At 43.5% G+C, this 21,752-nt stretch carries 23 protein-coding genes; 14 read left to right on the plus strand and 9 right to left on the minus strand.

The window, feature by feature from the left end; all coding sequences use genetic code 11:
• Nucleotides 1-54 precede the first annotated feature (54 nt).
• From LAQ65_RS00975 to LAQ65_RS00985, 3 genes are all read left to right on the plus strand, one after another.
• Nucleotides 55-933, plus strand: coding sequence for a sugar phosphate isomerase/epimerase family protein (locus LAQ65_RS00975; RefSeq protein ID WP_224115059.1), 879 nt, complete (start codon nt 55-57; stop codon nt 931-933).
• Between the two features lie 86 nt (nt 934-1,019).
• Nucleotides 1,020-1,814, plus strand: coding sequence for a HipA family kinase (locus tag LAQ65_RS00980; protein WP_224115060.1), 795 nt, complete (start codon nt 1,020-1,022; stop codon nt 1,812-1,814).
• A complete protein-coding gene (locus LAQ65_RS00985) occupies nt 1,792-2,175 on the plus strand; it encodes a DUF3037 domain-containing protein (RefSeq protein WP_224115061.1) in 384 nt (127 codons plus the stop codon). The genes LAQ65_RS00980 and LAQ65_RS00985 overlap by 23 nt, the downstream gene beginning before the upstream one ends.
• A 19-nt stretch (nt 2,176-2,194) precedes the next feature.
• Here the strand turns inward: LAQ65_RS00985 and LAQ65_RS00990 are convergent, their stop codons facing one another.
• Genes LAQ65_RS00990 through LAQ65_RS01020 form a run of 7 tightly spaced genes read right to left on the minus strand, consistent with a single transcriptional unit; the run spans nt 2,195 to nt 8,799 of the window.
• Complete coding sequence (locus tag LAQ65_RS00990; protein ID WP_224115062.1) at nt 2,195-2,926, minus strand: ThuA domain-containing protein; 732 nt, start codon at nt 2,924-2,926, stop codon at nt 2,195-2,197.
• 35 nt (nt 2,927-2,961) lie between these two features.
• Nucleotides 2,962-3,693 (minus strand): 3-keto-disaccharide hydrolase, encoded by a 732-nt coding sequence (locus LAQ65_RS00995; protein ID WP_224115063.1) that lies wholly within the window; start codon nt 3,691-3,693, stop codon nt 2,962-2,964.
• A gap of 4 nt (nt 3,694-3,697) precedes the next feature.
• Nucleotides 3,698-4,093, minus strand: a complete 396-nt coding sequence (locus LAQ65_RS01000; protein ID WP_224115064.1) for a c-type cytochrome — start codon at nt 4,091-4,093, stop codon at nt 3,698-3,700.
• Nucleotides 4,094-4,106: 13 nt separating this feature from the next.
• Entirely contained in the window at nt 4,107-5,159 is a 1,053-nt protein-coding gene (locus LAQ65_RS01005) for a sugar phosphate isomerase/epimerase family protein (RefSeq protein ID WP_224115065.1), read from the minus strand.
• A gap of 50 nt (nt 5,160-5,209) precedes the next feature.
• Entirely contained in the window at nt 5,210-6,367 is a 1,158-nt protein-coding gene (locus LAQ65_RS01010) for a Gfo/Idh/MocA family protein (protein ID WP_224115066.1), read from the minus strand.
• Nucleotides 6,368-6,378: 11 nt separating this feature from the next.
• Nucleotides 6,379-7,044, minus strand: coding sequence for a gluconate 2-dehydrogenase subunit 3 family protein (locus LAQ65_RS01015; protein WP_224115067.1), 666 nt, complete (start codon nt 7,042-7,044; stop codon nt 6,379-6,381).
• Between the two features lie 15 nt (nt 7,045-7,059).
• Entirely contained in the window at nt 7,060-8,799 is a 1,740-nt protein-coding gene (locus tag LAQ65_RS01020; RefSeq protein WP_224115068.1) for a GMC oxidoreductase, read from the minus strand.
• A 232-nt stretch (nt 8,800-9,031) separates the two neighbouring features.
• Between LAQ65_RS01020 and LAQ65_RS01025 the strand changes: the two genes are divergently transcribed.
• The 4 genes from LAQ65_RS01025 (at nt 9,032) to LAQ65_RS01040 (ending at nt 13,563) form a co-directional block, all read left to right on the plus strand.
• Entirely contained in the window at nt 9,032-10,306 is a 1,275-nt protein-coding gene (locus tag LAQ65_RS01025) for an MFS transporter (protein ID WP_224115069.1), read from the plus strand.
• A gap of 11 nt (nt 10,307-10,317) precedes the next feature.
• On the plus strand, nt 10,318-11,202 hold the full coding sequence (locus LAQ65_RS01030) for a hydroxypyruvate isomerase family protein (protein WP_224115070.1): 885 nt from the start codon (nt 10,318-10,320) through the stop codon (nt 11,200-11,202).
• A gap of 80 nt (nt 11,203-11,282) precedes the next feature.
• On the plus strand, nt 11,283-12,962 hold the full coding sequence (locus LAQ65_RS01035; RefSeq protein ID WP_224115071.1) for a GMC oxidoreductase: 1,680 nt from the start codon (nt 11,283-11,285) through the stop codon (nt 12,960-12,962).
• 31 nt (nt 12,963-12,993) lie between these two features.
• A complete protein-coding gene (locus tag LAQ65_RS01040; RefSeq protein WP_224115072.1) occupies nt 12,994-13,563 on the plus strand; it encodes a gluconate 2-dehydrogenase subunit 3 family protein in 570 nt (189 codons plus the stop codon).
• Nucleotides 13,564-13,639: 76 nt separating this feature from the next.
• Here the strand turns inward: LAQ65_RS01040 and LAQ65_RS01045 are convergent, their stop codons facing one another.
• A complete protein-coding gene (locus LAQ65_RS01045) occupies nt 13,640-14,047 on the minus strand; it encodes a hypothetical protein (RefSeq protein WP_224115073.1) in 408 nt (135 codons plus the stop codon).
• A 313-nt stretch (nt 14,048-14,360) separates the two neighbouring features.
• Between LAQ65_RS01045 and fusA the strand changes: the two genes are divergently transcribed.
• From fusA to rpsJ, 4 genes are all read left to right on the plus strand, one after another.
• Nucleotides 14,361-16,505, plus strand: a complete 2,145-nt coding sequence (gene fusA / locus LAQ65_RS01050; protein ID WP_224115074.1) for an elongation factor G — start codon at nt 14,361-14,363, stop codon at nt 16,503-16,505.
• A gap of 95 nt (nt 16,506-16,600) precedes the next feature.
• Nucleotides 16,601-18,784, plus strand: a complete 2,184-nt coding sequence (locus tag LAQ65_RS01055; RefSeq protein WP_224115075.1) for a S9 family peptidase — start codon at nt 16,601-16,603, stop codon at nt 18,782-18,784.
• Complete coding sequence (locus tag LAQ65_RS01060) at nt 18,774-19,343, plus strand: DUF4126 domain-containing protein (RefSeq protein WP_224115076.1); 570 nt, start codon at nt 18,774-18,776, stop codon at nt 19,341-19,343. Before LAQ65_RS01055 ends, LAQ65_RS01060 begins: the two co-directional genes overlap by 11 nt.
• A 131-nt stretch (nt 19,344-19,474) precedes the next feature.
• Nucleotides 19,475-19,780, plus strand: coding sequence for a 30S ribosomal protein S10 (gene rpsJ / locus LAQ65_RS01065; RefSeq protein WP_039142986.1), 306 nt, complete (start codon nt 19,475-19,477; stop codon nt 19,778-19,780).
• A 145-nt stretch (nt 19,781-19,925) separates the two neighbouring features.
• Here rpsJ and LAQ65_RS01070 read toward each other — a convergent pair whose 3' ends face one another.
• Nucleotides 19,926-20,129, minus strand: coding sequence for a hypothetical protein (locus LAQ65_RS01070; RefSeq protein ID WP_224115077.1), 204 nt, complete (start codon nt 20,127-20,129; stop codon nt 19,926-19,928).
• A gap of 20 nt (nt 20,130-20,149) precedes the next feature.
• Here LAQ65_RS01070 and rplC point away from each other — a divergent pair, with 20 nt between their 5' ends.
• The 3 genes from rplC to rplW are packed head-to-tail and all read left to right on the plus strand — an operon-like array spanning nt 20,150 to nt 21,751.
• Nucleotides 20,150-20,767 carry a 50S ribosomal protein L3 gene (rplC, locus tag LAQ65_RS01075; protein ID WP_224115078.1) on the plus strand — a complete coding sequence of 206 codons (618 nt, stop codon included), beginning with the start codon at nt 20,150-20,152 and terminating at the stop codon, nt 20,765-20,767.
• 20 nt (nt 20,768-20,787) lie between these two features.
• On the plus strand, nt 20,788-21,426 hold the full coding sequence (gene rplD, locus LAQ65_RS01080) for a 50S ribosomal protein L4 (RefSeq protein WP_224115079.1): 639 nt from the start codon (nt 20,788-20,790) through the stop codon (nt 21,424-21,426).
• Nucleotides 21,427-21,451: 25 nt separating this feature from the next.
• Nucleotides 21,452-21,751 carry a 50S ribosomal protein L23 gene (rplW, locus tag LAQ65_RS01085; protein WP_214457923.1) on the plus strand — a complete coding sequence of 100 codons (300 nt, stop codon included), beginning with the start codon at nt 21,452-21,454 and terminating at the stop codon, nt 21,749-21,751.
• The last annotated feature ends 1 nt before the right edge of the window (nt 21,752 follow it).

The raw sequence follows: 21,752 nt of genomic DNA on the forward strand, positions 1-21,752 counted from the left end.
GAAATTTGTAAATTGGTGTTCTATAGAAGCCAGTCAAATTTTAAACTTGCCAATATGAGCACCCGCAGATCCTTCCTAAAACAAGCTGGATTAATCACTCCCGCTGTAATGTTGATGCCCGACATGCTATGGGCAGACAAAAAGAAACATGCTATTGGAATCCAGTTATACACCCTAAGGGAGCTGATCGTAAAAGACCCCAAAGGTATTTTGGATAAAATTGCTGCTGCCGGATACACAGAAATTGAACCATTTGGATACAATGGTGGAAAATACTATGGGATGCCGGTGAAGGAATTTGCTGCTTATTCGGCTTCCCTGGGGCTTAAAGCACCAAGTGGCCATTATATGCCACAAAAGTACCTTTACGAGGATTCTGAAGCCGGTAATGCCGAAATAAAGGACTTCATAGCCGCAGCAGTTGAAATGAAACATGAATACCTGATCATACCCTGGTTGCATCCTGAACATCGCCAGCTCGATGACTTTAAAAGACTGGCAGGCAAACTCAACCAGGCAGGGGAGTGGTGTAAGAAAGCGGGTTTACAATTAGGGTATCATAACCACGATTTTGAATTTAAATCTTACGATGGCAAGACAGGATATGATATCCTGACTACCCAAACCGACCAGGACCTGGTAAAATTCGAGATGGACCTGTATTGGGTTTCATTTGCAAACCAGGATCCAGAGCAACTGTTTAATAAACTGAAAGGCAGGGTTCCTTTATGGCATGTAAAGGATATGGATAAGGCAGACCGCTCAAAGCAAACAGAAGTTGGAAATGGACAAATTGATTTCAAGGCAATTTTCAAATTCGCAGCAGTTTCAGGAATGAAACATTTCTATGTCGAGCAGGAGAATAATTATATTCCTGACCCTGTTTCAAGTATCCAGTCAAGTGCTAAATATATCAAAGCTAATTTGGTATAAATCAATTTGAAAATTGGGAAACTTATATAGTGCGACAATTGTTTTTCGGGATCCATACTACTGAAAAATGTTTAATTTTCGCACCCATGCAAGCCAACACAATTTTGATCAGGACTGTCGATGTTACCCGATACGTTACACCACTTCGTGAGGGCGGTTCTTTACCCGCAATTGCAGAAGCCAACGATGGATTTTTATACGTCTTAAAGTTTCGCGGAGCAGGGCAGGGGATTAAATCGCTGATTGCCGAATTGATAGGTGGTGAAATTGCGCGTGCACTTGGACTAAAGGTGCCGGAAATTGTATTTGCAAATGTTGATGAAGCATTTGGCCGTACAGAACCTGATGAAGAGATACAGGATTTACTTAAAAGCAGTATAGGCCTTAACCTTGGTCTTCATTACCTATCAGGGGCTATTACTTATGATCCTTCAGTTAAACCCATTGAAGCTTCGCTTGCTTCTAAAATTGTCTGGCTCGATTGTTTTCTGACCAATGTTGACCGTACTTGCCGAAATACCAATATGCTGATGTGGTACAAAGAACTCTGGCTTATAGACCATGGGGCAGCATTGTATTTTCACCATTCCTGGAGTAATTTGAAGGAACAGGCACTCAAACCTTTTGTACAAGTCAAAGACCATGTTTTACTGCCATTTGCCAGTGAACTGGAGAAAGTGAATGCCGAATTATTTGCCATACTAACTCCCGAACGGATCCGGAATATAGTTTCCCTGGTACCAGCCGAATGGCTGGTTTTTGAAGGAGCTGAAAACACCGAAGAAAACCGGGAAGTTTATGTGCAATTTTTAATATCCAGGAGGAATAATTCAGAAATATTTCTACAAGAAGCCCAACATGCCAGATCACAATTTATTTGAATATGCGGTTATCCGCGTTGTGCCTAAGGTTGAACGGGAGGAATTCCTCAACGTGGGAGTTATCCTGTTTTCTAAACAAAAGAAATTCCTGAAGGCGATTTTCATGCTCAACAGGGAAAAGCTGCTTGCATTTAATAACCAATTAGATATAACCGAAATAGAAGATTACCTACGTTCCTTCGAACGCATATGTAACGGAACAAATGATGCCGGTCCGATTGGAAAATTAGACATGGCATCCCGGTTCAGGTGGCTAACAGCTACCCGCAGTACAATTCTCCAGACATCAAAAGTGCATCCCGGCTTCTGTGAAGACCCTCAGGATGCACTTAACAAACTTTATACTGAATTGGTATTGTAAAATCTTTTATGTGAACCTGCTATCTAAGTACTGATTCGATACCTGCAGTTATATGATCCAGGAATAAGGGCTCAGTATATGATTCTTTGGTATGTCCCAGGCCAGTATAAAATACTTTACCGCCTTCAAAGGAGTGATACCAGGAAGAAGGGTGAAAACTACCCATTTTCCCGCCCTGATAAGAGGTTTCATCCAGCGCCAGTAAAACTTTAATATCTGGCGATACGCTTTTGTAATTATACCATTCATCTTTACGGGTCCATTCTGCCGGAAGATTTGCTGTGGCGGGATGGTTTTTGTCCATCACCTTTAAAGTCGCCACTTGTTGTGCAGGATGTGATTCAAAGTAGGCTCCTATCAGTTTGTTATACCATGGCCAGTTGTATTCACAATCAGCTGCTGCATGGATCCCAACCAATCCGCCGCCATTGTGGATGTATTGTTCGAGTGCTTTCTGCTCTTCGTCATTAAGTACGTCGCCGGTTGTATTAAGAAAAACGATACCTGAAAATTTCCTGAGATTATCATTGGTAAAAAAGCTGCTGTCTTCTGTTGCAACAACTTCCCAGTTTTTTGCCTGCGCAATTTTTTTAATTGCCTTAATGCCATCTTTGATAGATTCATGGCGATAGCCCCTGGTGGCAGAATACACCAGGATACTTTTTGAGTGATTTTTATTGGCTGTTGGTTTACAGGAGAAAATAAGGAAGCAGCAAAAAAACAGCATACTAATTGATAGAACCTTTTTCATAAAAAAAAAGCAACGCCGCTACTGCGGCGTTTTATTTAGAGTTTTTGAATTTTGATATTTCTGTACCATACGTTGTTGCCATGGTCCTGTAAGGCAATTTTACCCATACTGAATTTACCGAAATCAGGCATATTCTTAAACTTACTTCCGGCAATCAATGTTCTCCATGCATCGTCTCCAATGTTTGTGGCAACAACTGTAACACCATTTAGTTTAAGTTCAAGTTTACCCCTGTTTTGGATAATTTCAGCAAGGTTCCATTCACCAACAGGCTTTACCGGTTCTGAAGTGGAAGCAATGAGGTCATATAAATTACCCGCCCTGTGTTTGAATATCTTACCATCCGGATGACCGTCATTATCGAGTACCTGCATTTCAGGTCCTGTGTACCATACCTCTTTATATTTGGCGGGATCGTCCTGCACATCGAAGATTATACCACTGTTACCATTGCGCGAAATTTTCCATTCCAGTTTAAGATGGAAATTTTCAAAAGCTTCATCAGTAACAAGATCACCGCCGTCTTTATTAGAAGCATCCAGATGGATAGTTCCATCAACGGCCTGCCAGGCGGCGCTGGCTGCAGTTTTGCCATAGGTATGCCAACCCCTGGTACTGGTGCCGTCAAACAATAATTGCCAGCCTTCAGCAGCTTCATCTTTACCAAGGCTATTGTTTGCCGTATTATTTCCAGTTGTCTTTTTTGAAGAACTGCAGGCAGCAAGACACAGGGTGCTAAAGGCAAGGATTGTTAAGCTACGGACCATGTTATTATTGATTTTTGAGTGACAGTACGTATTTAACCATAGTCTTTGCATCATCTTCAGACAATTGCGGATGCGGAGTCATGGGAACCTGTCCCCAAACACCAGATCCACCTTTAATAACTTTGCTGGCAAGGTTTGCAATAGTAGCATCATCTGCAGTATATTTCTTGGCTACCTCAGAATAAGCCGGACCAATTGCTTTCTCATTTACTTTATGGCAGGTAAGGCAGTCATTGGATGCAATCAGCTCTACCCCTTTGTCATCCGCTGCAGCAGGGGGAGGTGCCGGTGCTGCCTGCTCAGTTGTAGCTTTACTGTCTTCTGCTTTTTTTTCAGAACTGTTACTAGCACATGCAATGGCGAAGGCGCTGATGCCTGCCACGAAAAGGAATTTTTTCATTGTTGTTTGTTTATTAAATGCCTAGAATTTTTTTATTAAATGCTTCATCTGATCCTGTTCCTGCAAAATCGTCAAAAGCTTTTTCTGTAACCCGGATAATCTGATCCTGTATAAAGATAGCGCCTTCTGCTGCTCCATCCTCAGGATGTTTCAGGCAACATTCCCATTCCATTACCGCCCAGCCTTTGTAATCGTATGCAGCCAGTTTGCTGAAAATGGATCCGAAATCCACCTGCCCGTCGCCCAGTGAACGGAACCTTCCAGCCCTGTTGACCCAGCTTTGGTAACCTCCGTACACCCCCTGGCGTCCGGTCGGATTAAATTCTGCGTCCTTAACATGGAACATCCTGATGCGTTCATGATAAATATCAATGTACTCAAGGTAATTGAGGCATTGCAATACAAAATGGGAGGGATCGTACAATAAACATGCCCTTGGGTGATCGTTCACCTCCTTCAGGAACATTTCATAGGATACGCCATCATGAAGGTCTTCGCCGGGATGTATCTCATAGCAAAGGTCAACCCCGTTTTCATCAAAGACATCCAAAATAGGTTTCCACCTTTTTGCCAGTTCTTTAAACCCGGTTTCTACCAATCCGGCTGGTCTTTGAGGCCAGGGATAAACCGTGTGCCATAATAATGATCCGCTGAAAGTACCGTGCGCATTGAGTCCCAGGTTCTGCGAGGCTTTAGCCGCATATTTTAATTGCTGTACTGCCCATTCTGTGCGGGCGTTTGCATTCCCCCTTACTGATTCAGGTGCAAAACCATCAAATAATTCATTGTATGCAGGATGGACTGCAACAAGTTGACCCTGTAAATGCGTAGATAATTCTGTAAGATGCAAGCCGCTTTCTTCCACAATTCCCCTGATTTCATCTGCATATGTTTTGCTTTCAGCAGCTTTTTGCAGGTCAATACAGCGACTGTCCCAGGTCGGTATCTGCACACCTTTAAAACCAAGGGCTTCTGCCCAGAGGCAGATAGATTGCAGATTGTTGAATGGTACTTTGTCGCCAAGAAATTGGGCTAAGAAAATACCCGGACCTTTTAATGTTGTCATTCTTAAGCGTATTTAGTTTTTTAAAATCAAATCCTTTAACAGGCGAGGTTTCATACCTCAAAAGGCTGCCATTTCATTTCTGATGCAGCGCTCCGTACAACGTTTTCAATAAATGCCATCCCCCTTATTCCTTCCTCAATACCGGGAAAATCGGTCCATTCCGGTTCCGGTCTTTTGCCCTCCAATTTTGCACCTAAGGTATAAGCAAAATTGCGGTAAATATTTGCAAATGCCTCAAGGTATCCTTCCGGATGTCCGGCAGGGGTGCGGGTTCCTGCCCTGGAATAACTGCTTAGGTAAGGATTGCCAGCCCGAAGGATCTGGGTTGGTTCTTCCAGCCATTTCAGCAGGAGCGAATTGGCATCTTCCTGTTTCCATTCAAGTCCGGCTTTATCGCCATAAACCCTGATCTTAATATTATTTTCTTCACCAGCCGCTACCTGCGTTGCAAATAAAAATCCGCTTACCCCATTGTTAAACTTAAGCAATACACTGCCATCATCATCAAGAAGCCTTCCCGGAACAACAATATTCATGTCTGCACACATTGCAATCACTGAATGACCACTTACATACTCTGCCATATTAAATGCGTGCGTACCGATATCTCCCATGCAACCTGAAATTCCACTCCTTTTGGGATCAGTTCTCCAGGCTGCCTGTTTATAATTGCTGCCTTCCCGGAAGTTGGTGAGCCAGCCCTGCGGGTATTCTACGTATATTTTACGGATATTACCCAGCTTACCGGAAGCAATGACCTGGCGAGCTTCTTTCACCATTGGGTACCCTGTATAAGTATGCGTAAGGCAAAACAAAGCGCCGGTATCTTCAATTACTTTTTTTAAAGTTTTGGCTTCTTCCAGGGTGAAAGTTGCCGGCTTATCCAGCACTACATGAAAACCATTCTCCATGGCCATTTTTGCAGGACCGAAATGCAAATGATTGGGTGTAACAATACTAACAAAATCCATCCTTTGGTCAGCAGGAAGTTCTTTCTCACGGGTTACCATTTCTTCATATGAACCGTAGATCCTTTCCGGAGAGAGGTGCAGGTCTTCCCCGCTTTGCCGGGCTTTTTCAATATTACTGCTTAAAGCCCCGCAAACCATTTCAATTTCACCATCCATAAAGGCAGCAATCCTGTGAACGGCGCCAATAAAGGCGTCCCTTCCGCCACCAACCATCCCCATCCTAAGTTTTCTCCTCATTGCGCTGGACGTTATACATTAAAGCTTATACATTCTTTCAATTCCTTCTCGGTATAAGCAAGTTTGTATTGTTTCAGTACATCATCAGGGATTCCATTATACTGGTTGGGTTTGTTCCCCTGGTAGCCGATATCCTTTACACCAATTTCAGAAGTGTAAAATCCAGTACATACCAGGTCCCTTACCAGGTTGAAAAAGGAAACCCCCTGTGCCATTTCCGGTTTGGCTTTAGCCGGGTATGCAATCTGGTCAACCATGGCAATCCGCTGGGTTTCACTGCAATCAATAAACGCTTTTTCAAATTGTTTTAAACACTGCAGATCAAGCCAGCGCAAACCTCCCCTCATGGGGATTTGGTGTTCCGGCATGTCTTTTACAATGAATTCAATAAAATCGGTCACTTTAGCATCCGATGCACTTCCACTCACTTCATCTTTTGGAATGATAATATCACCCAGTATGGTGATTGTGGCAAGTTCATGGTCGTTGAAGAATTTTTCTGCATTCAGCTTTACCAGGTAAGCCTTCTCTTCTTCCATCCTGTCTGGCCCCAGGCCAATAGCTGCAGGAGCAGTATCGGCCGTTGTTTTTTTATCAGCCTCTTTACAGGCATCTAATAAAATGCCAGTTGATAGCGTGCCCAGCGCAATGGCTTTAAGCGATTTCCTTCTGTCCATTTTGTACTGTATTTATTAGATATTTTGTTTTTTCAATTGGTCAATGATATATTCACTGGCTCGCATGGATAGTGCCAGGATTGTCCAGGTAATATTCTTGTCTGCCTGCGAAACAAAGGCCGCACCATCAACAACGAAGAGGTTTTTACAATCATGGGCCTGGTTCCATTTATTGAGGGCAGAGTTTTTAGGATCATTACCCATCCGTGCTGTACCGGCTTCATGGATAATTTTTCCGGGAGAATGAAGTCCATAGTTATTTTCCGGGCCATCATCTCCACCCCAGGTAACAATGGCTCCCATATTGTGCATGATTTCCTTAAAGGTCTCTTTCATATGTTTTGCCTGTTTGATTTCATGGTCACTCCACTTCACATTGAACTTCAATACAGGAATACCATATTTGTCTACCACATTAGGATCGATCTCACAATAGTTAGTGCGATAGGCAATAGCTTCGCCGCGGCCGGCCATACCTACGCTGGCTCCATAAAAGAAACGCTGGTCTTCTTTCAGCGATGCCCCATAACCACCAGCCTCTTTTTGTTTTCCATTCACCAGGTACTTTCCATTCATGTCTTGCATACCCATTCCAAAACCATAAGAGGGCTGGCTCATTCCGCCCCAGTATTCAATATGGTATCCTCTTGGGAAATCGAGCTTTTTGTTATCCAGCCACCACGGTGAATAAATATGCATACCACCCACACCATCTTCATTGTATCTTTTACGACCCATGAGTGTCGGAAGTACACCGCCGAGGTCGGCACCGGTGGAATCATGCAGGTAACGACCGACTACATCACTTGAATTGGCCAGTCCATTTGGATGTCGTGCTGATTTTGAGTTCAGCATGATGCGTGATGTTTCACAAGCGCTGGCGGCCAGGATCACCACTTTACCATTCACCTGGTATTCCAGGTTATCAATTTTATTAATATAAGCAACACCTGTTGCTTTGCCTTCTTTATCCGTCATTACTTCACGGGCCATGGCGTTTGGAACGACCTCTACATTTCCGGTTGCGATAGCTGGTTTAACCAGTACGCTGGAAGAAGAGAAATCACCATAAACCTGGCACGAGCGGTTACATTGTGCACAAAAGAAGCAGGCCCCCCGGCTATCGTTGATTTTTTTGGTGAGGATAGACAACCGTGAAGGAATTACTTTCACACCGGAAGAAGTTGCACCATTTTTGATCATTAATTCGTGTAACCTTGGTCTGGGTGGCGGAAGGAAGTATCCATCCGGATCGTTTTCCAGGCCTTCATTAGTTCCAAACACACCAATCAGCTGGTCGATCTTATCATAATATGGTTTGATGTCTTCATAACCAATGGGCCAGTCGTCACCTAATCCGTCAATACTTTTCCTTTTGAAGTCTTTCGGACCGAAGCGCAGGGAAATCCGGCCCCAGTGATTGGTCCGTCCACCCAGCATACGGGCCCGCCACCAATCCCATTGTGTTCCTTCTTCTTTAGTATAAGGTTCACCATCTATTTCCCAGCCCCAGTAAGAAGCATCAAAATCACCAAAGGGCCTGTGTTTGGTACTCGCGCCCCTTCTTGGAGAATCCCAGGGATTTTTTAATTGAGAACTGTTTTTCGCAGGATCGAATATAGGTCCCGCTTCCAATAAACAAACCTTTAAGCCGGCATTAGCGAGTACATAGGCTGCCATACCACCACCGGCACCGGAGCCTACAATAACCACATCATAATTCGTTGGCTGTTTTTTTATTTGGAGATCGCCCATCGTTAGAAAAGTATTTAAATGAAGTAAGACGGCTAAATTAATAGGTTTCAACCAATTCTGGTGGTGAAAATCATGCCCGTGGAGATGCTGATAAAAAAGTTGATAAATTGGTTAAAATAGGATTATAGGGGGTGGTGTATCTATTTTTTTTTTGAATACGGGTTAAAGAGTGTCATAAATACACTTGAATCCCATAAATTTATAACTGCTCTGAATGAGTTAAACCAACGTTATGCAAGCCAAAATTAACCGTAACAAATTATTTGTTGCCAGCTGCCTCTCTTTGCTGGTCACGTCTCTTTCCTTCGGAATCCGGGCCGGAATTTTAAGCCGCCTGGGAGTAGATTTCCACCTTGACGCTTCCCAACTTGCCTCTGTTGCTGCTACTGCCTTCTGGGGTTTTCCCCTTGCCGTAGTTATTGGAGGAATGGTTGTAGATGTCATTGGTATGAAACGTCTTTTAGTTATTGCTTTCTTCTTCCATCTTGCCGGAATTTTACTGACCATTTTTGCCGGTGGGTTCTGGACGCTTTTCATTTCAACTTTATTAATAGGAATTGCGAATGGTACTGTGGAAGCGGCTTGTAACCCGCTTGTGGCAACCATGTTTCCTGATAATAAAACTACAAAACTGAATCATTTCCACCTTTGGTTTCCAGGTGGTATCGTAATCGGTACATTAATTGTATTCTTTTTTGATAAGTTGGGTATAGGCTGGCAGGTACAGGTTGCCATGATGATTATTCCTACACTTATTTATGGATACCTGTTTTACCGGTTGGAATTTCCAGTTACAGAGCGCGTTGCGTCGGGTGTTTCCACATCAGAAATGTATAAAGCTGTTGCAACACCACTCTTTGTTTTTATGTTCGTATGTATGTTTGGTACTGCCATCACTGAATTATTCACTGGTCAATGGGTGGGTGTTTTGCTGAATAATGTTACTGATAACGCAATTTTGATCTTAACCATTACAACCGGGGTTATGGTTGTAGGCCGGGGACTCGCAGAACCTGTTGTTCATCGTTTTTCTCCTGCGGGGGTTCTGCTGATGTCTGCAATTATGGCTGCCCTCGGAATTTACCTTTTAAGCAGTCTTAGTGGCAATGGATTGTATTTCGCAGCCATTATTTTTGGAATAGGTGTATGTTATTTCTGGCCAACCATGCTTGGTTTTATTGCTGAGAATGTTCCGAAATCCGGTGCATTAGGTATGAACCTGATGGGTGGGGCGGGTATGTTTGCAGTATCTATATATACTTTATTTATGGGTGGCTTTTATGACCGTTTGATTGCGGCTAAACTTCCTGCTGGCGCAACCCTCGATGCTTACCGCTCTGCTGCAGCCGGAACTACGGAGGCAACCGAATATGCACAGGCACAGTTGACTGCCGGGCCTGAAGTTCTAAGGGCCACCGCAATTATCCCTGTTATCCTGGTTGTGGCATTTACCGGACTCGTAATTTTTATGAAAAGCAGAAAAAAGGTTGCTGTTGCAGGAGCCTGATGAATAATTATATGAATACAGAAAACTCTAGAAGGGATGCTGTTAAAAAAATGCTGGCGGCAGGTGCAGGGGTTGCATTTGCGCCAATTGCCGGCATGGCTTCCTGCTCTGAACAAGCTGAACATCACAATATGAAAGGGAATATTAACCATTCTGTGTGCAGGTGGACATATGGCCATTTGACTCTGGATGAATTATGTACAGCCGCAAAGGACATTGGACTTAAAGCAATTGACCTGGTTGGTCCTAAGGATTGGGAAACCCTTCGCAAATACGGACTGGATTCCTCCATGTGCAATGGTGCGGAAATAAACCTGGTAGATGGGTTTAACCACAAAGAAAACCATGACACACTTGTAAAAAACTATACTGACGTTATTTCACTGGCTGCAAAGGCAGGCTATAAGAACCTGATTTGTTTCAGTGGAAACAGGAATGGTATGGATGATGAAACGGGGTTGAAGAATTCTGTAGAAGGGCTTAAGAAAATCCTGTCGCATGCTGAGAAAAACGGCATCATCCTGCAAATGGAATTGTTGAACAGCCGGGTAGACCATAAGGATTACATGTGTGATAAATCGGTCTGGGGTATTGAACTCTGTAAAAGGCTGGATTCGCCAAATTTTAAATTGCTGTTCGATATCTACCACATGCAGATCGATGAAGGAGACATCATGCGGTCTATACAGAATAACCACCAGTATTTCGGGCATTACCACACCGGCGGTAACCCTGGCCGTCATGAAATTGACGAAAGCCAGGAACTGTATTATCCAGCAATTATGAAAACAATAGTCGCAACCGGCTTCAAAGGTTATGTAGCGCAGGAATTCATTCCCACTGCAACAGATAAAATCGCTTCTTTAAGGAAAGCTGTTCAATTATGTGATGTTTAACGATGGTTAATCTGCATCAATTGATGGGAAAGCTACCGTATTGAGATTATATTTATAAACAAACTACTAAAAAAACTGCTATGGCTGATAATACTTATGACGCAATCGTAATTGGCTCCGGAATCAGTGGAGGTTGGGCCGCAAAGGAATTGACCGAAAAAGGGCTGAAGGTCATTATGCTGGAAAGGGGAAGGAATGTTGAGCATATTAAAGATTACGTCAGCGCGAATAAACACCCCTGGGATTTCCCGCACCGGGGCGGAAGGACCCAGGAAATGATAGCGAATTACCCGGTGCTGAAAAGGGATTACCCGCTCAATGAAACAAACCTTAGTTTTTGGGTGAATGAGAAGGAGTCTCCATATACTGAGGTAAAGCGTTTCGACTGGTTCAGGGGTTATCAGGTAGGTGGGCGTTCACTTACCTGGGGGCGCCAGAGCTATCGCTGGAGTGATTTTGATTTTGAAGCCAATGCACAGGATGGCCACGGGGTTGACTGGCCAATCCGCTATAAGGATATTGCGCCCTGGTATAGCTATGCAGAAAAATTTGCCGGTGTAAACGGGGCAAAAGAAGGACTGCCGCAATTGCCTGACGGTGAGTTCCTGCCTCCTATGGAAATGAATTGTGTTGAAAAAGATGTCAGGACCAGGATCGAAAAAGCATTTAATGGTAAGCGTCCTTTTATTATGGGAAGAAGCGCAAACCTTACTGTTCCGCATAATAACCGTACAAATTGCCAGTACCGCAATAAATGCTGGCTGGGTTGCCCCTTTGGCGCCTATTTCAGCACACAATCTGCTACCTTACCTGCAGCTATGGCAACGGGTAAACTCACCCTCCGGCCTTTTTCAATCGTTACGAAAATCCTGTACGATAAGGATACCAAAAAAGCAAAAGGGGTAGAAGTTCTGGATGCAGAAACCAACAAGACATACGAGTACTTTGCAAAGATTGTGTTCGTGAATGCATCAGCCCTCAACTCTACCTGGATACTTATGAATTCAGCTACAGATATCTGGCCCGATGGTTTAGGCAGCAGCAGCAATGCACTGGGCCATAACCTTATGGACCACCACTTAGGTGTTTATGCAGGCGGGCTGGTGGAAGGCTATGAAGACCAGTATTACTTTGGTCGCCGTGCGAATGGTATTTATATTCCAAGGTACCGTAACCTCTTTGGGGAAAAGCGCGATTATGTTCGTGGCTTTGGTTACCAGGGTGGTGCAAGCCGCCAGGGATGGGCCAGGGAAATTCCTGAATTCAATATAGGAGCAGAATTTAAGGAAGCACTAACAGAACCGGGTCATTGGACCATGGGCATTGGAGGTTTCGGGGAAATGTTACCTTACCATGAAAATAAGGTTACCCTTGATAAAACAAAGAAGGATAAATGGGGATTGAATGTTCTGGCTATCGACTGCGAATTAAAGGAGAATGAGTTAAAGATGCGCAAGGATATATTGAATGATGCAGTTGAAATGATGGAAGCAGCCGGAGTTAAGAATATACAGAAAAGGGATGGAGATGGAACACCAGGTCGCGGTATTCATGAAATGGGTACAGCCAGGATGGGCAAAGACCCGAAGACATCCGTACTGAATGGCTGGAACCAGGTTTGGGATGCTCAGAACGTATTTGTAACTGATGGTGCCTGTATGACTTCAGCATCCTGCGTGAATCCATCACTAACTTATATGGCATTAACTGCACGCGCAGCCGATCATGCTGTATCTGAATTGAAAAAAGGTAATTTATAACTGTAAAGTATAACCGATAAAATAAAACACTATGAATAGAAGAGAAGCTGTTTCTGCAGTTGCCGTCATCGTAGGTGGAACTATGGTAGGTTCAGGCCTTTTGACTGGTTGTAAGCCTGCTGAAGAAAAAAAGGCGTCGCCAACGGATTTTACTGCCGATGAAATTGCCCTTCTGGACGAAGTGGCTGAAACCATTATTCCCACTACAAATACACCAGGCGCCAAAGCTGCAAAAGTAGGCGCCTTCATGAAGGTTATGGTAACTGACTGTTATGATGAAACTAACCAGAAAATATTTGTAGACGGCATCGCAGCCCTGGGCACAGCCAGTGAAAAGAAGTTCGGTAAAGGGTTTATGAAACTGGATCCGCAGCAAAAGAAAGAACTGCTTACTGAGCTGGATAAAGAACAGAAAGAATATTCCGGCAAGAAAAAGCCGGAAGACCCCCCACATTATTTCAAGCTCATGAAAGACCTGACACTACAGGGCTATTTTACTTCTGAGATTGGCGCTACACAAGCATTGCGCTATGTGCCTGTACCTGGAAAATATGAAGGGTGTATTCCCTATAAAAAAGGAGATAAAGCCTGGGCCACCTGATAACGCAGGTTTTTCCTGAAAATAAAAAAGCCATCAGCATTCTTGTTGATGGCTTTGTATTTTGTAGTAAAATATCTTAACTGGAGGCAGTCTCTGTAGAAGGCGTGTCAGTTGCCGGAGTATCGACAATCGGAAGCACTGGTTGAACAGCAGCAATTACTTTTTTAGCAACGGCCCTGCGCGCTTTTTTGGCTACGGCTTTTTTAACAACAGCTTTTTTAACTGCTGCAACAGCTTTTTTCGCTACAATCTTTTTAACGATAGCTTTTTTCACAGCCTTTTTAACCACTGCTTTTTTAATCGCTTTTTTAACCACTGCTTTTTTAACCGCTTTTTTAACAACGGCTTTTTTCACAGCTTTCTTTACCACAGCTTTTTTAACAGCTTTTTTGGCAACGGCTTTTTTAACAGCTTTTTTAACAATAGCTTTTTTTACTGCCTTTTTGGCCGCAGCTTTTTTAACGGCCTTCTTTTTTGTGGGCATATTAGTGTCTGATTTTTAGTGAGAAATGGGTTAACAATGAAAGATTTCTAAATTTACATTGCTTGTACATAACTACCAATATGTCAGTTGTTTTTTTAGCGCTTATTTTTAAAAAGTGGATATCATGTTGGTTACTTTGACCATATCGATTCATACAAATGTTATTTTTCTTTAATTTATTAACAAGTCCTGATTTTTCATTTTGAATTCTTACCTTTGCGCTCCAAAATGGGTTTTTGGCTTTTCATGTCATTTATCCATCGTGCCGGCCTGGTTCCGGCATAACAGGAGCTTAACTATTTAACATATAACAATGGCAGACTTAAGATTTCAAAGAAACTTTGGTATTGCGGCTCACATTGATGCCGGAAAAACCACTACAACGGAGCGTATCCTCCGCTATACAGGTATGATTCATCGTATTGGTGAGGTGCATGATGGTGCCGCTACTACCGACTGGATGGAGCAGGAAAAAGAGAGGGGTATTACCATTACCTCTGCTGCCGTAAGCTGCCAGTGGAATTTCCCAACTGTTAAAGGAACAGTGGATGCCAATACAAAAAAATATGCATTCAACATTATCGATACACCAGGTCACGTTGACTTTACTGTTGAGGTAGAGCGTTCCATGCGTGTATTGGATGGTCTTATTGCGTTATTCTCTGCCGTTGATGGTGTAGAACCTCAATCTGAAACTGTTTGGCGCCAGGCAAATCGTTATGGTGTTCCACGTATCGGATTTGTGAATAAAATGGACCGTTCAGGTGCAGATTTCCTGAATGTTGTGAAGCAGGTTAAAGAAATGCTGGGATCAAAAGCAGTACCACTTCAATTACCAATAGGTGCTGAAGATGATTTCAAAGGTGTGGTTGACCTGATCAAAATGAAAGGCATCATCTGGCATATGGAAACAGAAGGAATGACTTTTGATGAAATTGAAGTTCCAGCTGATATGCTTGAAGAAGCTAAAGAGTGGAGGGCAAGCCTGGTAGAAGCAGTTGCTGAATATGATGACAGGCTGATGGAGAAATTCTTTGATGATCCGAACTCGATCACTGAAGATGAAATGCACGAAGCCATCCGTAAAGCTACGATAGACCTGAGTATCGTGCCGATGATGTGCGGATCTTCTTTTAAAAATAAAGGTGTTCAAACTGCGCTGGATGCGGTATGCCGTTACCTGCCTTCTCCTGTAGATATTCCTGATACTGTCGGTACGGATCCAAATTCCGGTGAACAAATCAGCCGTAAAGCGGATCCGAAGGAGCCATTTGCCGCCTTGGCCTTTAAGATCATGACCGATCCGTTTGTTGGTCGTTTGGCATTCTTCCGGGTATATTCCGGCCACCTTGATGCCGGTTCATATGTTTTGAATGTTAGAAGTGGCAAGAAGGAGAGGATCAGCCGTATAATGAAGATGTTTGCCAACAAACAAAACCCAATCGATTTTATCGAAGCAGGTGATATTGGTGCAGCTGTTGGATTTAAAGAGATCAAAACCGGTGATACATTGTGTGATGAAAATCATCCGATCACCCTTGAGAATATGTTTATCCCTGAGCCGGTAATCGCTATTGCAGTAGAGCCAAAAACTCAGGCTGATGTTGATAAGATGGGTATGGCTATTGCCAAACTTGTTGAAGAAGATCCTACACTTCGAGTAAATACCGATGAAGAAACAGGCCAGACTATCCTTCGTGGAATGGGTGAATTACACCTGGAGATCATCATCGACCGTATGCGCCGTGAATTCAAAGTTGAAGTTAACCAGGGTAACCCGATGGTTGCTTATAAAGAGGCCTTCTCTGGTCGCGTTGAGCACCGTGAAACCCTGAAAAAACAAACCGGTGGTCGTGGTAAATTCGCCGACATCGTATTTGAACTCAGTGCAGCTGATCCGGAATGGCTGGCAGCTAACCCTGGTCAGGGTTACCAGTTTGTGAACGATATTTTCGGTGGATCAATTCCCCGTGAATTTGTTCCGGCTATTCAGAAAGGATTCCAGTTGTCCATGGCGAATGGTGTATTGGCCAACTATCCAGTAGTGAACATGAAGGTTCGTGTATTTGATGGAAGCTTCCACGCAGTTGACTCCGATGCAATGTCATTTGAACTTTGTGCCAAACAAGCATTCCGTGAAGCTGCCCGTAAAGCTAAACCCGTATTGCTGGAGCCTATTATGAAAGTGGAAGTGGTTACTCCAGACCAATACATGGGTGATGTTACGGGTGACCTTAACCGTCGTCGTGGTATGATGGAAGGCATGGACAGCCGTGCCGGTGCTCAGGTGATCAAAGCCAAAGTACCGCTGAGTGAAATGTTCGGTTATGTAACACAGTTACGTTCACTGAGTTCAGGACGTGCATCTTCTACAATGGAATTCTCCCATTATGCCCCAGCACCTAATAATATCGCTGAAGAAGTGATTGCAAAGGTGAAGGGTAAAGTGAATGCATAATTAAAGGATTATAAATACCTGGAGGGCTGTCATTTTTGACAGCCCTTTTTTTATGTTTCCAGAAACCCTAAATTGTAATCTTAATTTTAATTATTATGCGCGCACTGTTTATTTGCATGGTGACAATTATGTCAATTTCATCGGCATTTTGCCAACGGGGTTTTCAATGGGCTAAAGATGGTAAATCTTACACCATTATTGAAAACAGTGAGATTGTGAGTTACCAGTTACCGGAAATGACCCGGAAAGTGATCCTCGATAAATCGATGGTAACACTTTCCAATGCAAGTGAACCAATGCATATTAATAATTACAGTTTTTCACCTGACATGCAAAAGGTATTCGTTTTTACCAATGCTAAAAAAGTGTGGCGATATGAAACCCGGGGCGATTATTACGTGCTTAACCTGGAAACTAAACTTGCGAGGAAACTCGGAAAATCATTGCCTGCATCTTCGTTGATGTTTGCCAAATATTCACCAGATAGTAAAAAAGTGGCTTACGTGAGCAACTACAATATTTATGTTGAAGATCTGGCTTCCGGGCATATTACACAAGTAACAAAAGGGGGGAACCGTAAATTGATCAATGGCACTTTCGACTGGGCATATGAGGAAGAGTTTTTTTGCCGCGATGGATTCAGGTGGTCTCCTGACAGCAGGTTTATTGCTTATTGGCAGATACAAGCCAATGCAACAAAAGATTACCTGATGCTCAATAACACAGACTCTATTTATCCGTTTGCAAAACCGGTCGAATATCCCATTGCGGGCGAAAAGCCATCCTCCTTTAAAATTGGTGTTGTCGGGGCTGATGGTAAGGCTACACGCTGGATGAATATTCCCTATAACCAGGACCGGGGCAATTATGCACCAAGAATGGAATGGGCGGCTAACAGCGCTGAAGTAATTGTGCAATACCTGGACCGCAAGCAACAGGATTCCAAGCTACTGCTTTGTTCAGCTGCAACTGGTGCTGTAAAAACAATCTATGAAGAAAAAGATGCGGGTTGGATAGATATCCTTCCTTCCTGGGACCAGGATTATACGTATGGCGGATGGGACTGGATTAACCAGGGTAAGGAATTCATCTGGGCTACCGAGAAAGATGGTTGGCGGCATTTGTACCGGGTTAGTCGCGATGGCAAATCTGAAACCCTGGTTACAAAGGGAAATTTTGATGTAATGGATATTTCACTGGTCGATGAAGCCGGTGGTTTTATTTATTACCTTGCTTCCCCTGAAAATGCGACCCAAAGTTATTTATACCGCTCAAAATTAGACGGCAGCAGTGAACCGGAAAGGGTTAGCCCGGATTCCCAAGCCGGTTCTCATGATTACAATATCGCACCTGGGGCAGGGTATGCACAACATAGTTTTTCAAATTACTATACGCCACCGGTAAAGGAATTAATTGTGTTGAATACACACCAGCCAATTGCTGGAAGTGCATCTGTATCAGGTGCATTAGCAAAAGCCGACAAAGCAAAATCACCTGTCCGCTTTTTTACTATAAAAACGGAAAATGGGATTACCATGGATGCCTGGATGGCCCGCCCGGCTAATTTTGATTCCACTAAAAAATACCCGGTATTGTTTTATGTGTATACTGAACCATGGGGACAAACTGCAAAAGATGAATATGGTGCTGGTATGAATTTCCTTTACAGGGGCAACCTTGTTGAAGATGGGTATATCTATGTATCAATAGACAATCGTGGCACACCGGTGCCGAAGGGTAGGGCCTGGCGGAAATCGGTATACCGTAAAATCGGGTTGGTAAATATCGGCGACCAGGCAATGGCAGCCAGGGAAATTTTGAAATTACCTTATATAGATACATCCAGGGTAGCGGTCTGGGGTTGGAGTGGTGGCGGGTCAGCAACCCTTAACCTGATGTTCCAGTACCCGGAAATATATAAGACAGGTATTGCCATTGCTGCGGTCGGTAACCAGTTGACCTATGACAATATCTACCAGGAAAGGTATATGGGTCTTCCACAGGAAAACCGGGAAGATTTTGTAAAAGGATCCCCTATTACCTACGCTAAAAACCTGAGGGGTAAATTACTGTATATACATGGGACAGGTGATGACAACGTACATTACAACAATGCTGAAATGCTTGTCAATGAATTGATCCGGTACAATAAGCAGTTCCAGATGATGAGTTACCCTAACAGGACCCACAGCATTTCTGAAGGCGAGGGTACTTTTGACCACCTGAGCACCTTATATACCCAATTCTTACAAAAAAATTGTCCACCTGGTGCACGGTAATATCCTTACAGCAATTGCCCTTGGAATAGGATTAAGCGCCTGTTGCGGATTCAGGGTATTTATTCCCCTTTTGGTTGCCGCAATTGCTGCTAATTTTAAATGGATACCGGTAAATGCCGGAATGGAATGGCTGGGAACGGTTCCTGCCATTGTCTGTTTTGCCACCGCTGCTGTATTAGAGATTGCAGCTTATTATATTGCCTTCATAGACAACTTGTTAGATACAATAGCTGCCCCGTTGGCTATTATTGCGGGCACTTGTATTGCGGCCACGGTTTTGCCGGTTGCCGGATTGGATCCGATGCTGAAATGGGTTTTGGGTTTATTGGCAGGAGGGGCAACTGCCGGTACCATACAGGTTGGTTCGGGACTTTTACGGTTATTGTCTTCCAAAACTACCGGCGGCATGGGAAATGGTTTTTTTGCGACCGGAGAAAATCTTGTCGCAATGACGGGATCAATAGCCAGCCTTTTTATACCGGTAATAATTGCTCTATTTTTGCTGGGTATTTGCACATACTTGTTATCCAGGCTGCTGCGAAAATTGGTTGGGGAGTGATAATGCGGCCGGAAATATAGTTAAAGGCGTATTTTTTCAGGATTTAGCTGTAAAAATTCTCAAAAATCTTTTGTGATAAAGAAAACTACCGTTACCTTTGCACTCCCAATTAAAGTTTTGGGATAATTGGTATGTCACAGCGAATCAGAATAAAATTGCAGTCTTACGATCACAATTTGGTAGATAAATCTGCTGAGAAGATCGTTAAAACAGTTCGTAGCACAGGAGCAGTAGTAACGGGTCCTATACCTTTACCTACTCAGAAGAAAATCTTCACTGTATTACGTTCTCCCCACGTGAATAAAAAAGCCCGTGAGCAGTTCCAACTGTGTACGCACAAGCGTTTGCTGGATATCTACACGTCTTCTTCAAGAACTGTAGATGCGCTGAGCAAGCTGGATCTGCCTTCAGGTGTAGAAGTGGAAATTAAGGCGTAACAGTTTTGTTACGTAAGATTCGCAGAAGCGAACAACTAGTTCTTATAAATAACTGCCCTATCTCTCAATTTCGCTGCCGGCGAAAGAAAAGAGCGCTGGGGTTGGGTGAAAAGGCAAATCATAAAATGAAATCCTTTATCATTCATTAATTAGTAAAAGTAAATATGAACAAGCCGTTCAGGGTTTGTTTACCATCGGTACTTCCATCAGTAAAAACTGCGCAGGCAGCAATAGCTGAACAACAGAAAAGGTCGATGGCAAACGGGGATTGAAGTCCTCCTTCAGCAAGTCGCATTGGCTCCTCCAGGGGCCAGGCAGGCGTTGTTAGTGGGAATGTCCTTTTAACCATGCGGCACAAATGGTAATTAAATGAAAGGAATTATTGGAAAAAAGATTGGGATGACCAGCATTTTCAGTCCTGATGGCAAGCAAACTGCTTGCACCATCATTGAAGCTGGTCCATGTGTGGTTACCCAGGTTAAGACCAAAGAGTCTGACGGGTACAGTGCACTGCAACTCGCATTCGGCGACAAGAAAGAAAAGCATACTACAAAAGCCGAAGCAAATCACTTCTCTAAGGCACAAACTGCTGCCAAGCGTTTCGTAAAAGAATTCCGTGATTTCTCAATTGAGAAAGCGCTGGGCGAAACCATAACTACCGAAATTTTCGCAGAAGGCGATAAAGTTGAAATAGTTGGTCAAACCAAGGGTAAGGGTTTTCAGGGTGTTGTAAAGCGCCACGGATTCCATGGTGTTGGTGAAGCTTCACATGGCCAGCATGATCGTCAGCGTGCTCCGGGTTCACTGGGTAACTCTTCAGATGCATCCCGCGTTATGAAGGGTATGCGCATGGCCGGCCGTATGGGTAATGACCGTGTTAAATTGAAGGGGCTGAAAATCCTGAAAATATTTCCTGAACAGAATTATATCCTGGTTAGTGGTTCAGTTCCCGGCCACATTGGTTCTATCGTTTTTATCCAGAAGTAAACCATTTAATCTGAAGTACGATGCAAGTAGATGTATTAAATATAGAAGGTAAAAAGACCGGAAGAACCATTGAGTTGCCGGAAGAGATCTTCGGTGTAGAGCCGAATGACCATGTGATCTATCTTTCTGTAAAGCAATACCTGGCCGCACAACGCCAGGGTACGCATAAAGTTAAAACCCGGATGGAAGTGAAGGGTGCCAGCCGTAAGCTGCACAAGCAAAAAGGTACTGGTGGTGCGCGTAAAGGTAATATCCGTAACCCTTTGTATAAGGGTGGTGGTACAATCTTCGGACCAAAGCCCCGCGATTACAGTTTCAAACTGAACCGTAAGGTAAAGGACCTGGCCAAAATGTCTGCACTGGCTTACAAGGCAAAAGAAAATGCCATTGTAATTCTTGAGGACCTGGCTATAGAAACACCAAAAACAAAGGCAATCACCGGAGTATTGAAAGCGCTGAACATTGCCGGTAAAAAGACATTGTTCATCCTGCCTGAAAATGGTGAGAATGCATACCTGAGCCTGCGCAATATTCCGTCTGTGGAAGGTGCATTGCTGAGCGATATGAATACATACGATATCGTGAATGCACAGGTGCTGGTATTAAGTGAAAGCGCTGCGAAGGTTTTCACTGAAGCAGATGTTGAAGAAAACGCATAATTATTACATTAATAAATAGAAAGAAATGAAACTTTCTGAAGTTCTGATAAAGCCGATTTTAACTGAGAAGGCAAATGCCCAGCAGGAAAGCCTGCGTCGTTTTGCTTTTAAAGTAGACAGGAAGGCAAACAAGCTGGAAATCAAAAAAGCAATAGAAACCTTTTATGGTGTAACTGTTGTAGACGTGAATACAGCTGTGGTTCCAGGAAAAAACAAAACCCGTTTTACCAAGGCAGGTTTTATCAAGGGACAGAAGCCAGCCTATAAAAAGGCACTTGTTACCGTAGCAGAAGGGGAGACGATTGACCTTTACGGTGCAGTTTAAG

The sequence above is a fragment of the Flavihumibacter profundi genome (genome assembly GCF_020076305.1).
GTDB classification, from domain to species: domain Bacteria; phylum Bacteroidota; class Bacteroidia; order Chitinophagales; family Chitinophagaceae; genus Flavihumibacter; species Flavihumibacter profundi.